At 75.0% G+C, this 15231-nt stretch carries 1 protein-coding gene and 1 pseudogene; both read left to right on the plus strand.

What is annotated here, in order from left to right; genetic code table 11:
- Positions 1 to 322: 322 nt before the first annotated feature.
- Positions 323 to 5812, plus strand: a pseudogene (locus tag ABD223_RS27420) (type I polyketide synthase); the annotation flags it as partial.
- On the plus strand, positions 5809 to 15195 hold the full coding sequence (locus tag ABD223_RS27425; protein WP_380645891.1) for a type I polyketide synthase: 9387 nt from the start codon (positions 5809 to 5811) through the stop codon (positions 15193 to 15195). The pseudogene ABD223_RS27420 and the gene ABD223_RS27425, both read left to right, overlap by 4 nt.
- Positions 15196 to 15231: the final 36 nt, after the last annotated feature.

Genomic DNA, 15231 nt, shown 5'->3' on the forward strand with positions numbered 1-15231 from the left:
GTGGTCGGGAAGGGTTCCCGGGAGGCCGCCGGGGTTAACGTCCCTAGGGGTGAGCTAAGGGCCTGCTAGGGGTTGGCGGTGGTGTCCGCGTCTCCGTAGCGTTATCTCGGGAAAAGCGGGTCGGAAATCATCGGCTGAGGTGTCGTGCGCTTGTGCGGCGGTGTGGGAAATTCCTGCGTAAAATCGCCGCTGTTGCCGCAGCAGATCCAGGACGTGTGAAAATTCGCACGTCAACGGCGGTGCAGCAAGACATGTCGTCCACTGTTGGGCTCGGGCACCGGATCGGATTGACCGCGGAGTGGAACGGCCCCGGGAGGCGTACGTGGGAAACGAGGAAAAGCTTCTTGCTTACCTGAAGCGGGCGACCGCGGACCTGCGTGAAGCACGCCGCAGGCTGCGCGACGCCGAGCGCCGGGACAACGACCCGATCGCGGTCGTCGGCATCGGCTGCCGCTTCCCCGGCGGGGTCGCGGGTCCCGACCAGCTGTGGGACCTCGTGGCGGGTGGCGTGGACGTGGTCTCGCCGTTCCCGAACGACCGCGACTGGGACGTCGACGCCCTCTACGACCCCGACCCCGACCGGCGCGGGCACACCTACGCGCGCGAGGGCGGGTTCCTGCACGACGCGGCCGACTTCGACGCCGCCTTCTTCGGCATCAGCCCCCGCGAGGCCGTCGCCATGGACCCGCAGCAGCGCCTGCTGCTGGAGGTGACCTGGGAGGCGTTCGAGCACGCGGGCATCGACCCCACCACGCTCAAGGGCAGCCGCACGGGCGTCTACGCCGGCCTCATGTACCACGAGTACTCGTCGCGCGTGCCCGTCGTGCCGGAGGAGCTGGAGGGCTTCATCGGCAACGGCAACGCGGGCAGCGTCTTCTCCGGCCGCGTCGCCTACACCTTCGGGCTCGAAGGCCCCGCCGTCACCGTCGACACGGCCTGCTCCTCGTCGCTGGTCGCCCTGCACCTCGCGGTGCAGGCGCTGCGCCGCGGCGAGTGCTCGCTGGCGCTGGCCGGCGGCGTGACGGTGATGCCCTCGCCCGAGACCTTCGTGGACTTCTCGCGGCAGCGCGGCCTGGCCCCGGACGGCCGGTGCAAGCCCTTCGCCGAGGCCGCCGACGGCACCGGCTGGGCCGAGGGCGCCGGGGTGATCGTGGTCGAGCGGCTGTCCGACGCGCGCCGCAACGGGCACCGCGTCCTCGCGGTGGTCAAGGGCACCGCGGTGAACCAGGACGGCGCGTCCAGCGGCATGACCGCGCCCAACGGGCCGTCGCAGCAGCGGGTCATCCGCGCGGCCCTGGCCAACGCCGGCCTGTCCGCCGAGCAGGTCGACGTCCTGGAGGCGCACGGCACCGGCACCCGGCTCGGCGACCCGATCGAGGCGCAGGCGGTCATCGCCACCTACGGCCAGCAGCGGGAGCACCCGCTGTTCATGGGGTCGATCAAGTCCAACCTGGGCCACACCCAGACGGCCGCGGGCGTGGCCGGCGTGATCAAGATGATCCTGGCCATGGACCGCGGGGTCGTGCCCAAGACCCTGCACGTGGACGCGCCGACGTCGCACGTGGACTGGACCGCGGGCAGCGTGGTGCTGCCGACGGAGACCGTGCCGTGGCCGGAGACGGGTCGCCCGCGCCGCTCGGCCGTGTCGTCGTTCGGCATCAGCGGCACCAACTCGCACGTGGTGCTGGAGCAGGCCCCCGCCGAGCAGACCCCTGCCGAGCAGTCGGCTGAGCAGTCCTCCGGACAGGACGCGGAGCAGGCCACCGAGGACGAGAGCGCGCCGGAGGAGGCGCGTGCCGTCGAGACCGACGTGGTGCCGTGGGTGGTGACCGCCAAGACCCCGGAGGCGCTGGCCGCGCAGGTGCGGCGGCTGCGCTCGGTGACCGGCGCGAGCGCGCTCGACATCGCCTGCTCGCTCGCCACCTCCCGCGCGCACTTCGAGCACCGGCTCGTGGCCGTGGGCCGCACCACCGACGACCTGTTCGCCGCGTTGGCGGACGGCGCGCCGGGCGCGGTGCGCGGCCAGGTCCAGCCGGGCGCGACCGCGTTCCTGTTCACGGGTCAGGGTTCGCAGCGGGTCGGCATGGGCCGGGAGCTGTCGGCGGCCTTCCCGGTGTTCGGTGCGTCGTTCGACCGGATTTGCGCTCTGATGGATGTTGAGCTGGGTCGATCGTTGAAGGACATCGTTTTCGGCGATGATCAGGAGTTGTTGAACCAGACGGCGTTCAGCCAGCCCGCTCTGTTCGCGTTCGAGGTATCGCTGTTCCGCTTGCTGGAGTCCTGGGGCGTGAAGCCGGACTTCTTGGCTGGTCACTCGATCGGCGAGATCGCCGCCGCGCACGTGGCCGGGGTGTTCTCGCTCGAAGACGCGTGCCGCCTGGTGGCCGCTCGCGGCCGGTTGATGCAGGCGCTGCCCGCCGGTGGGGCGATGCTCGCGGTGGAGGCCACCGAGGAGGAAATCGTTCCACTGCTGGACGACCGGGTCGGCCTGGCCGCGGTCAACGGCCCGACCGCGGTGGTCGTCTCGGGCGCCGAGGACGCGGTGGACGAGATCGCGGCGAAGCTCGAAGGCCGCCGCACCAAGCGACTGCGCGTGTCGCACGCGTTCCACTCGCCGCTGATGGAGCCGATGCTGGAGGAGTTCCGGCGGATCGCCGAGAAGGTCGCCTACCACGAGCCGACCCTGGCGTTCGTGTCCACCGTGACCGGCGGGCAGGTGACCGCGGAGGTCGCCGCCGCCGACTACTGGGTGCGGCACGTGCGCGAGGCCGTGCGGTTCCACGACGGCGCGGAGTTCCTGGTCGCCCAGGGCGTCTCGCGGTTCGTCGAGGTCGGCCCGGACGGCGTGCTGACCGGCATGGCCCCCGCCGGCGTGGCCGTCGCGACCCAGCGGCGCGACCGCGACGAGGTCGTCACGCTGACCACCGGCCTGGCCACCGCGTACGCGCACGGCGTCGCGGTCGACTGGGCCGCGTTCTTCGCCGGCCGCGGCGCGCGGCGCGTCGACCTGCCGACCTACGCGTTCCAGCGCAGGCGCTACTGGCTGACCTCCGCCGGCCCGGCCGGCGACGCCGAGTCGTTCGGCCTGCTGGCGGGCGAGCACCCGATGCTGTCCGCGGTCGTCGAGGCCCCGTCCACCGGCGGCGTGGTGCTGACCGGCCGGCTGTCCCGCAGCACCCACGGCTGGCTGGCCGACCACGCGGTGCACGGCACCGTGCTGGTGCCCGGCACGGGCCTGGTGGAGCTGGCCGTGCGCGCGGGCGACCAGGTCGGCTGCGACGTGGTCGAGGAACTGACCCTGGAGGTGCCGCTCCTGCTGCCCGACCAGGGCGCGCTGGCGCTGCGCGTGACCGCCGAGGGCGCGGACGAGAGCGGTCGGCGCACGCTGTCGATCCACTCGCGGCCCGAGGGCGCGCCCGCCGACGAGCCGTGGACCCGCCACGCCTCCGGCGTGCTCGGCACGGGCGGCGAAGCGGAGCCCGAGCACCTGGAGGCGTGGCCGCCCGCCGGGGCGGAGGCCGTCGACCTCGACGGGTTCTACGAGCGGCTGGCGGACGCCGGCTACGGGTACGGCGAGGTGTTCCGCGGCCTGCGGTCGGTGTGGCGGCGCGGCGAGGACGAGCTGTTCGCCTCGGCCGTGCTGCCGGAGAGCGCGCACGGCGACGCGGCCCGGTTCGGCCTGCACCCGGCGCTGCTCGACGCCGCCCTGCACGGCAACCTCGCCGACGGCTCGGCCGAGCGCACCCCGCTGCCGTTCGCCTGGAACGGCGTGCGGCTGCACGCCGCGGGCGCGACGGAGCTGCGCCTGCACATCAAGCCCACCGGTGAGGACAAGCTGTCCGTGGCGGTGGCCGACGGCCGTGGCGAGCCGGTCGCGACGATCGACGAGCTGATCGTGCGGTCGGTGACCGCCGAGCAGCTGGGCGGCGCGCCCCGCGGCCACCACGAGTCCCTGTTCCGCCTGCGCTGGACGTCGCTCCCGGCCGGTCCCGCGGCCGTGCCCGACGAGGACGGCTGGGCCGTGCTCGGGCCGGACGCCCTGGTCGCCGCGACCCCGTACGCGGACCTGGCGGCGCTGCGCGCGGCCCTCGACGCGGGCACGGCGGCGCCCGAGGTCGTGCTCGCGCCGATCACGCCCGGCGACCCGGCGGCGGTCCCCGTCGGCGCGGTCGACGTGCCCGCCGAGGTCCGCTCGGTCACGCACGACGTGCTCGGCCTGCTGACCGGGTGGCTCGCCGACGAGCGGCTGTCGAACTCCCGCCTGGTCGTGGTCACCCGCGGCGCGGTCCGGCACGACCTGACCCGCGCGCCCCTGTGGGGCCTCCTGCGGGCCGCGCAGGCCGAGAACCCCGACCGCTTCACCGTCGTCGACGTCGAACCGGGCGACGAGGACCTGCTGCCCGCCGCCGTCGCGTCCGGCGAACCCGAGGTCGCGCTGCGCGACGGCGGGGTGCACGTGCCCCGGCTGCACCGGGTCGTGGTGACCGAGGAGTCGACCGCGCCCTGGCGGCCGGACGGCACCGTGCTCGTCACCGGCGGCACCGGCGGCCTGGGCGGCCTGCTCGCCCGGCACCTCGTCGCCCGGCACGGCGTCCGGCACCTGCTGCTCACCAGCCGCCGCGGCCCGAACGCGCCCGGCGCGGCCGAGCTGGCCGCCGAGCTGGAAGCCGCCGGCGCCGACGTCTCGGTCGTCGCCTGCGACACCGCCGACGGCGAGGCGGTGGAGAAGATGCTCGCCGGCGTGCCCGCCGCGCACCCGCTGACCGCCGTGGTGCACGCGGCGGGCGTGGCGGACAACGCCATGCTCGCCGACCTCACCCCGGAGCAGGTCGACACCGTGCTGCGGGCCAAGGTGGACGCCGCCTGGCACCTGCACCGGCTCACCGGCGACCTGGGCGCGTTCGTGCTGTTCTCCTCCTCGGCGGCCGTGGTCGCCGGCGCGGGGCAGGCGAACTACGCCACCGCCAACGCGTTCCTCGACGCCCTCGCCGAGCACCGGCGCGCCGCGGGCCTGCCCGCCACCTCGCTGGCCTACGGCCTGTGGGCGGAGAGCAGCGGCATGGCCGGGCACCTCGACGAGGCCGACCTGCGCCGCATGGACCGGCTCGGGATGCCCGCGATGGCCGCCGACGAGGGGCTCGCGCTGTTCGACGCCGCGCTCTCCACCGAAGAGGCCGCGCTGGTGCCCCTGCGGATCAACACCTCGGCCCTGCGCGCCCGCACCGACGCGCTGCCCGCCGTGCTGCGCGGCCTGGTCCGGGTCCCGGCCCGGCGCGCGGCGAAGGCCGGCACGGGCCCCGACGCGCGGTCCCTGGCCGACCGGCTCACCGGGCTGCCCGCCGTGGAGCGGGAGCAGTTGGTGCTCGACCTGGTGCGCACGCACGCCGCGTCCGTCCTCGGGCACTCCGGCGTGGAGGAGGTCACGCCCACCAAGGCGTTCAAGGACCTCGGCTTCGACTCGCTGGCCGCGGTGGAGCTGCGCAACCTGCTCGGCGCCGCGACCGGCCTGAGGCTGTCCGCCACGCTGGTCTTCGACCACCCGTCACCGGACGTGCTGGCCCGCGCCCTGCTCGCCGACCTGGTCGGCGAGGACGACGGCGCCCGGTCCGTGCTCGCCGAGGTCGACCGGCTGGAGGCGGCGCTGGAGGCCGTGGCGGGCGACGACGTCGCCCGGGTCACCGCCCGCCTCGAAGCCCTGTTGCGCACGTGGCAGGACGTCCACGGCCGCGGCGGCGACGAGGAGCTCGACCTGGGCGAGGCCACCGACGAGGAGCTGTTCGACGTCCTCGACAGCGAGCTCGGCATCTCCTGACCACCGCTCACCCGCGACCACGAAGACGGCCCTCCAGGATGGGTGGAACACCGATGGCGAACGACGACAAGCTCCGCGACTACCTCAAGCGGGCGACCGCCGACCTCCAGCAGGCCAAGCGGCGGGTGCGCGAGCTGGAGGCCAAGGAGCAGGAGCCCATCGCGATCGTGTCGATGGCCTGCCGCTACCCGGGCGGCGTGCGGTCGCCGGAGGAGCTGTGGGAGCTGGTCGCGAACGGCGTCGACGCGATCTCCGGGTTCCCGGTCGACCGCGGCTGGGACCTGGAGGGCATCTACGACCCGGAGCCGGGCAAGGCCGGCAAGAGCTACACCCGCGAGGGCGGCTTCCTGCACGACGTCGCCGAGTTCGACCCGGTGTTCTTCGGCATGAGCCCCCGCGACGCGCTGGAGACGGACCCGCAGCAGCGGCTGCTGCTGGAGGTCACCTGGGAGGCGTTCGAGCGCGCCGGCATCCCGCCCTCGACGCTCAAGGGCACCGCCACCGGCGTGTTCACCGGCGTGATGCACCACGACTACCTGGAGAGCACCACCTCCGGCAGCATCGCCTCCGGCCGCGTCGCCTACACCTTCGGCCTGGAGGGCCCGGCGGTCACCGTCGACACGGCCTGCTCGTCGTCGTCGGTCGCGGTGCACCTGGCCGCGCAGGCGCTGCGGTCGGGTGAGTGCTCGCTGGCGCTGGCGGGCGGCGTGGCCGTGATGGCGACGCCGCAGCTGTTCGTGGAGTTCAGCAAGCAGCGCGCGCTGTCCCCGGACGGCCGCTGCCGGTCGTTCGGGCAGGGCGCGAACGGCGCCGCGTGGTCCGAGGGCGCGGGCGTGCTGGTGCTGGAGCGGCTGTCCGACGCGCGCCGCAACGGGCACCCCGTGCTCGCGGTCGTGCGCGGCTCGGCGATGAACCAGGACGGCGCGTCCAACGGCCTGACCGCGCCCAACGGCCCGTCGCAGCGGCGGGTCATCCAGCAGGCGCTGGCCAACGCGCGGCTGTCCGCGGCGCAGGTCGACACCGTCGAGGCGCACGGCACCGGCACCGCGCTGGGCGACCCGATCGAGGCGCAGGCGCTGCTGGCCACCTACGGCCAGGACCGCGACCGGCCGCTGCTGCTCGGGTCGATCAAGTCCAACATCGGCCACCCGCAGGCCGCCGCCGGCGTGGCGGGCGTGATCAAGGTCGTCATGGCCATGCGCCACGGCGTGCTGCCGAAGACCCTGCACGCGGAGGAGCCCACCGACCAGGTCGACTGGACGGCGGGCAACGTCTCCCTGCTGACCGAGTCGCTGCCGTGGCCGGAGACGGGCCGCCCGCGCCGGGCCGGTGTGTCGTCGTTCGGCATCAGCGGCACCAACGTGCACACCATCATCGAGCAGGCGCCGGTGGCGGAGGCCGAGGAGACCGGCGAGGCCGAGCCGGTCACCGGGTTCCCGGTGCGGCTGTGGCCGGTGTCCGGGCGCGGCGCGGACGACCTGGTCGCGCAGGCGACGCGGCTGGCGTCGTTCGCGGAGACCACGCGGGCGGGCGAACTGGACCTGGCGTACTCGCTGGGCACCACGCGGGCTGCGCTGGAGCACCGGGCCGTGGTCGTCGGGTCCACCCGGGACGACCTCGTCGCCGGGCTGCGCGCGATCGCCTCGGGCACGCCGTCCCCGAACGTGGAGAGCGGTGTCGAGAGCAGCGGCCTGACCGCGTTCCTGTTCACGGGTCAGGGTTCGCAGCGGGTCGGCATGGGCCGGGAGCTGTCCGAGGCCTTCCCGGTGTTCGGTGCGTCGTTTGACCGGGTCTGCTCCTTGATGGACGTTGAGCTGGGTCGATCGTTGAAGGACATCGTTTTCGGCGATGATCAGGAGTTGTTGAACCAGACGGCGTTCAGCCAGCCTGCTCTGTTCGCGTTCGAGGTGGCGTTGTTCCGCCTGTTGGAGTCCTGGGGTGTCAGGCCCGACTTCTTGGCGGGTCACTCGATCGGTGAGATCGCTGCCGCGCACGTGGCGGGGGTGTTCTCGCTGGAGGACGCCTGCAAGCTGGTCGCTGCTCGCGGCCGGTTGATGCAGGCGCTGCCCGCCGGTGGGGCGATGCTCGCGGTGGAGGCCACCGAGGGGGAAATCGTTCCATTGCTGGACGACCGGGTCGGCCTGGCCGCGGTCAACGGCCCCACGGCCGTGGTCGTCTCCGGTGCGGCCGACGCCGTCGACGAGGTCGCCGCGAAGCTGGAGGGCCGTCGCACGAAGCGGCTCGCGGTGTCGCACGCGTTCCACTCGCCGTTGATGGAGCCGATGCTGGCGGACTTCCACGAGGTCGCCTCCGGCATCGCCTACCACGCGCCGAGCATCCCCGTGGTGTCCAACGTGACCGGCGAGACCGCCGACTCGCTCGGCTCGCCCGACTACTGGGTGCGGCACGTGCGCGAGGCCGTCCGGTTCCACGACGGCGTGCGGTTCCTGGAGTCGCGCGGCGTCACCAGGTTCCTGGAGGTCGGCCCCGAGGGCGTGCTGACCGGCATGGCGCAGGGCTTCCTCGACCCCGGCACCACCGTGCTGGCCGCCACCCGCCGCAAGGACCGCGACGAGGTCACCGCGTTCGCCTGCGCCGTGGCCCGGCTGCACGCGCACGGCCTGGCGCCCGACTGGGCGGCCGCGCACCCCGGCGGCACGCGCGTCGAGCTGCCCACCCACGTCTTCCGCAAGCAGCGGTACTGGCTGGAGTCCGTCGTGCCCGCGACGGTCGAGGCGGCCACCGAGGGCGACGCCGAGTTCTGGCGGGCCGTCGAGGACGGCGAGCTGGGCGACCTGCTCGGCGTCGACCCCGGCGCGCTGGACGAGCTGCTGCCCGCGCTGGCGTCCTGGCGGGCGCGCAGCCGGGAGCGGTCCGAGATCGACTCGTGGCGCTACCGCGTGGTGTGGCGGCCCACCGGCCGGCCCACCGGCGCGCCGCTGACCGGCCGCTGGCTGCTGGTCGCCGACTCCGACGGGCGTGACTCCGACGGGCGCGCCGCCGCCGTCGCGGAGCGGCTGGCCGCCCGCGGCGCGGTCGTGGTGACCGTCGAGCCCGCGGAGCTCGCGGAGCTCGACCGCTCGGCGCTGGCCGAGCTGCTGCGCGCCTCGGCCGCGCCGGACCTGGCGGGCGTGGTGGCGCTGACCGCGCTCGACGAGCGCCCGCACCCCCTCCACCCGACGATCACCGCGGGCGTGGCCCGCACCGTCACCCTCGTGCAGGCCCTCGGCGACGCCGGGATCACCGCGCCCACCTGGGTGATCACCTCCGGCGCGGTGGCCGCGGACCCGTTCGAGCAGCCCGCCTCCACCGCGCAGGCGTCCCTGTGGGGCCTGGCCGGCGTGCTGTCCCTGGACCACCCGCTCACCTGGGGCGGCGTGGTCGACCTGCCCGCCGGCCCGGACAGCGCCCTGCTCGACCGCCTGTGCGACGTGCTCGCCGACGGCGCCGAGGACCAGGTCGCGGTGCGCCCGGCCGGTGTGCTGGGCCGCCGGCTCGTGCACGCCCCCCTGACCACGCCCGCCCGCCGCGACTGGGCCCCGCGCGGCACCGCGCTGGTGACCGGTGGCACGGGCGGCGTCGGCGCGCACGTGGCGCGTTGGCTGGCCGAGCGCGGCGCGGCGCACCTGGTGCTCACCAGCAGGCGCGGCGCGGACGCGCCCGGCGCGGCCGAGCTGAAGGCCGAGCTGGAGGCCGCGGGCACGACCGTGACGCTGGCCGCGTGCGACGTGGCCGACCGCGACTCCGTCGCCGGGCTGCTGGCCTCGCTGCCCGACGGGCCGCTGACCGTCGTGCACGCCGCGGGCGTGCTGCCCGACGAGGCGCACCTGGGCGACATCACCCTGGCCGACTTCGTCGAGACCGGTCGCGCCAAGGTCGCCGGCGCGCGGCACCTCGACGAGCTGCTCGGCGACCGCGAGCTCGACGCGTTCGTGCTGTTCTCCTCCGGCGCCGGGGTGTGGGGCTCGGCCGGGCAGGCGGGCTACGGCGCCGCCAACGCCCACCTGGACGCCCTCGCCCTCCGGCGCAAGCACCGCGGCGCACCGGTCACCTGCGTGGCCTGGGGCGGCTGGGGCGGCGGCGGCATGGTCGACGAGGAGGCCCTCGGCGAGCAGCTGCGCCTGCACGGCATCCCCGCCATGGCGCCGCACCTGGCCATCGGCGCGCTCCAGCAGGCCCTGGACCACGACGAGCACCACCTGGTCGTGGCCGACATCGACTGGGAGCGGTTCGCGCCCACCTACTCCGCGGCCCGCCCCCGGCCGCTGGTGCACGCCCTGCCCGAGGTCCGGGAAGTCCTCGGCCTCGACGCGGGACCCACGAGCCCGGCCCCGGCGGGGTCGGAACTGGCCGCCCGGCTGGCCACGCTGCCCGAACCGGAGCAGCACCGCGCACTGCTGGACACCGTCCGGACCCACGTGGCCGCCGTGCTCGCCTACACCGACCCCGCCGGGGTCGAACCCGGTCGCGCGTTCAAGGACCTGGGCTTCGACTCGCTGACCGCCGTCGAGCTGCGCAACCGGCTCGGCGAGGCGACCGGGGTGCGGCTGCCCGCGACCCTGGTGTTCGACCACCCGACGCCGGTGGCGCTGGCGAAGTTCCTGCGCGAGGAGCTGGTCGGCGACACCGCCGCCGCCGAGGTCGAGCCGCCGGCGGGCGCGGTGGACGACGACCCCATCGCCATCGTGGCGATGTCGTGCCGCTACCCGGGCGGCGTGCGGTCGCCGGAGGAGCTGTGGGAGCTGGTCGCGAACGGCGTGGACGCGATCTCCGACTTCCCGACCGACCGCGGCTGGGACGGCGCGGCGCTCTACGACGCCGACCCCGACCGACCCGGCACCAGCTACGTCCACGAGGGCGGTTTCGTCCACGGGGCGGGCGAGTTCGACGCGGCCTTCTTCGGCATCTCGCCGCGCGAGGCCACCGCGATGGACCCGCAGCAGCGGCTGGCGCTGGAGCTGTCGTGGGAGGCGGTGGAACGCGCGGGCGTCGACCCGCGGGCGTTGAGCGGCAAGCGCGTCGGCGTGTTCCTCGGCACCGGCGGCCAGGACTACGCGGACCTGCTCGACCACGCGCCCGAGGAGGTCGAGGCCTACCTCGCGACGGCCACGTCCGCGGCGGTGCTGTCCGGCCGCGTGTCCTACACGTTCGGCTTCGAGGGCCCGGCGGTGTCGGTGGACACCGCGTGCTCGTCGTCGCTGGTCGCCCTGCACCTCGCGGCGCAGGCGCTGCGGTCCGGCGAGTGCTCGCTGGCCCTCGCGGGCGGCGTGCTGGTGATGGCCACGCCGACCCCGTTCATCGCGTTCTCCCGCCAGCGCGGCCTGGCGCCCGACGGCCGGTGCAAGCCGTTCTCCGACAGCGCCGACGGCACCGGCTGGGCCGAGGGCGCGGGCGTGCTGCTGCTGGAGCGGCTGTCCGACGCGCGCCGCAACGGGCACCCCGTGCTCGCCGTCGTGCGCGGGACGGCCGTGAACCAGGACGGCGCGTCCAACGGCCTGACCGCCCCCAACGGCCCCTCTCAGCAGCGGGTCATCCGCGCGGCCCTGGCCAACGCCGGGCTCGCGCCCGCCGACGTGGACGCGGTCGAGGGCCACGGCACCGGCACCTCGCTGGGCGACCCGATCGAGGCGCAGGCCGTGCTGAAGACCTACGGCCAGGACCGCGAGCGGCCCCTGCTGCTCGGGTCGATCAAGTCGAACATCGGCCACGCCCAGGCCGCCGCGGGCGTCGCGGGCATCATCAAGTCGGTGCTGGCGCTGCGGCACGGGCTGCTGCCGAAGTCGTTGCACATCAGCGAGCCCTCCTCGCACGTGGACTGGAGCGAGGGCGCCGTCGAGCTGCTGACCGAGGCGCGGCCGTGGCCGGCGCGCGAGACGCCCCGCCGCATCGGCGTGTCGTCGTTCGGCGTCAGCGGCACGAACGCGCACACGATCATCGAGGAGCCGCCCGCCGCCGAGCCCGCGCCCGCCGAACCGGTGGCGGTGCCCACCGACGTGGTGGCGTGGCCGGTGAGCGCGCGGGGCGCGGACGCGCTGCGCGACCAGGCCGCCCGGATCGCCGAGCGGGCCGCCTCGCTGGAGCCGGTGGACGTGGGCCTGTCGCTGGGCGTCACGCGGGCCGCGCTGGAGCACCGGGCCGTGGTCGTCGGGTCGTCGCGCGACGAGCTGCTGGCCGGCCTGCGCGCGGTGGCCTCGGGAACGGCCGCGCCCGGCGTGGTGACCGGCGTGGCGGGCGGTGGCCTGACCGCGTTCCTGTTCACGGGTCAGGGTTCGCAGCGGGTCGGCATGGGCCGGGAGCTGTCCGAGGCCTTCCCGGTGTTCGGTGCATCGTTTGACCGGATCTGCTCCTTGATGGACGTTGAGCTGGGTCGATCGTTGAAGGACATCGTTTTCGGCGATGATCAGGAGTTGTTGAACCAGACGGGGTTCAGCCAGCCCGCGTTGTTCGCCTTTGAGGTATCGCTGTTCCGCTTGCTGGAGTCCTGGGGCGTGAAGCCGGACTTCTTGGCTGGTCACTCGATCGGTGAGATCGCTGCCGCGCACGTGGCGGGGGTGTTCTCGCTGGAGGACGCCTGCAAGTTGGTGGCGGCTCGTGGTCGGTTGATGCAGGCGCTGCCGACCGGTGGCGCGATGCTCGCGATCGAGGCCACCGAAGAGGAAGTGCTGCCGCTGCTGGACGAGCGGGTCGACCTGGCCGCGGTCAACGGGCCCACCGCCGTGGTCGTGTCGGGCGTCGCCGACGCCGTGGACGACCTCGCGGTGAAGTTCGAGGGCCGTCGCACGAAGCGGCTCGCGGTGTCGCACGCGTTCCACTCGCCGCTGATGGAGCCGATGCTGGCGGACTTCCGCGAGGTCGTCTCCGGCATCGCGTTCCACGCGCTCGCCATCCCCGTCGTGCCCACCGCGACCGGCGACATGACCACCGCCGACTACTGGGTCCGGCACGTGCGCGAGGCCGTCCGGTTCCACGACGGCGTGACCGAGCTGGCGGCGCAGGGCGTGACCAGGTTCGTCGAGGTCGGCCCGGACGGCGTGCTCACCGGCATGGCCCAGGTGGACGGCGCGCTCGTGGCCACCCAGCGGCGCGACCGCGACGAGGTGGCGACGCTGACCGCGGCCGTGGGCCAGGCGTTCGCGCGTGGCGCCTCGGTCGACTGGGCGGCCTTCTTCGCCGGGCGCGGCGCGCGGCGGGTCGACCTGCCCACCTACGCGTTCCAGCACGAGCGGTACTGGATCGACGCGCCCGAGGCCGCGGTGACCGTCGCGGCCGGTGGCAGCGCCGCGGACACCGCGTTCTGGACCGCGATCGAGCAGGGCGGCCTGGAGTCGCTGGCGACCGACCTCGCGGTGGACGCCGCCGCGCTGGGCGAGGTGCTGCCGGCCCTGTCGTCGTGGCGCAACCGCCTGCACGAGGAGTCCACCGTGGACTCGTGGCGCTACCGGGTCGAGTGGCGGTCGGTGCCCGACGAGCCGGGCCTGCTGACCGGCACCTGGCTCGTGGTGGCCCCCGTGCTGGCCTCCGGTGACGACCGGGTGGGCGCGATCGCCGACGGCCTGGCCGCGCGCGGCGCGGACGTCGTGCCCGTCGCGGTGACCGAGCCCGACCGGGCCGTGATCGCGGAGGCGGTGCGCGCCGCGCTGGGCGACGCCACCCCCGTCGGCGTGCTGTCCCTGCTCGCGGTGGACGAGCGGCCCCACCCCCTGTCGGTGTCGCTGTCGACCGGCGTGGCCGCGTCCGTGGCGCTGGTGCAGGGCCTGGACGACGCGGGCGTGTCCGCGCCGCTGTGGTTCGGCACGGTGGGCGCGGTGGCCGTGGACCGGTTCGACCAGCCCGGCGGCCTGCTCCAGACCTCCCTGTGGGGCATCGGCACGGTGCTCGGCCTGGACCGGCCGCGCGCCTGGGGCGGCGTCGTGGACCTGCCCGCCGAGCCCGCCCGCACGACCGACCCGCGGGTGCTCGACCGGCTCGCCGGCGTGCTGTCCGGCGGCGACGAGGACCAGGTCGCGGTCCGGCTGTCCGGCGTCTTCGGCCGCAGGCTGGTGCGGGCGCCGGGCGTGCCCGTCGACAACCGGTGGCGACCGCGCGGCACGGTCCTGGTGACCGGCGGCACGGGCGGCGTCGGCGCGAACCTGGCCCGCTGGCTGGTCGACAACGGCGCCGAGCACGTGGTGCTGACCTCGCGGCGCGGCCCCGAGGCCCCCGGCGCGGCCGAGCTGCGCGACGAGCTGGGCGGCAAGGCCGAGGTCGTGGCGTGCGACGTGGCCGACCGGGACGCCCTGGCCGCGCTGCTGGGTTCGCTGCCCGAGCTGAGGTCCGTCTTCCACGCAGCCGGTGTCATGCACCGCGAGTCCGGCGTCGACGACGTCTCGCTGGCGGAGTTCGCCGAGGTCGGCCACGCCAAGGTGGCGGGCGCGCTGCACCTCGACGAGCTGCTGGGCGAGCGGGAGCTGGACGCGTTCGTGGTGTTCTCCTCCGGCGCGGCGGTGTGGGGCTCCGGCGGCCAGCTCGGCTACGCCGGCGGCAACACCGTGGTGGACGCCCTGGTCCGGCACCGCCGGTCCCGCGGCCTCGCGGGCACCTCGGTGGCCTGGGGCTCGTGGGGCGGCGGCGGCATGGCCTCCGGCGACGCCACCGGCCAGCTGACCCGGATGGGCATCGGCCTGATGGACCCCGCGCTCGCGATCTCGGCGCTCCAGGGCGTGCTGGACCGCGGCGAGGCGCACACCGTGGTCGCCGACATCGACTGGGCGAAGTTCGCGCCGGCCTACGCGCTGTCCCGGCCGCGCCCGCTGCTGGACACCGTGCCCGAGGCGCGGGCCGCGCTGCGCGAGGACACCGGGCCGGCCGAGGTGGTCGACCCGACCGACCTGACCGCGCGGCTGTCCGGCCTGGGCGAAGCCGACCAGCGCGCCCTGCTGCTGGAGCTGGTGCGCGCGCAGGTCGCGGTGGTGCTCGGGCACGCGAACGCCGACGCCGTGGACCCGGAGCGGGCGTTCAGCGAGTCCGGCTTCGACTCGCTGACGGCCGTGGAGCTGCGCAACGCGCTGGCGGCGGAGACCGGGCTGCGGTTGCCCGCGACCCTGGTCTTCGACCACCCCAACCCGACCGTGCTGGCCGAGCAGCTGCGGCTGGAACTCGCGCCCGCCACCGGTTCGCCCGTGCTCGACGACCTGGACCGGCTGGAGGCGGCGTTCGCCGACGGCCTGGGCGAGGACGTGCGCACCGAGGTGGCCGATCGGCTCAAGGCCCTGCTGGCGCTGGCCACCGGTGGTCAGCGCGCGGAGGGCGGCCAAGAGGACGAGGTGAACGTCGCGGACCTGCTGGAGGGCGGCAGCGACGACGACCTCTTCCGGTTCATCGACGACAGGCTCGGCAACTCGTGAACGGTGGTTCGATGTCCAACGAAGCTAAGCTCCGCG

Origin of the sequence: Saccharothrix xinjiangensis (genome assembly GCF_039527585.1) — a bacterium.
GTDB lineage: Bacteria > Actinomycetota > Actinomycetes > Mycobacteriales > Pseudonocardiaceae > Actinosynnema > Actinosynnema xinjiangensis.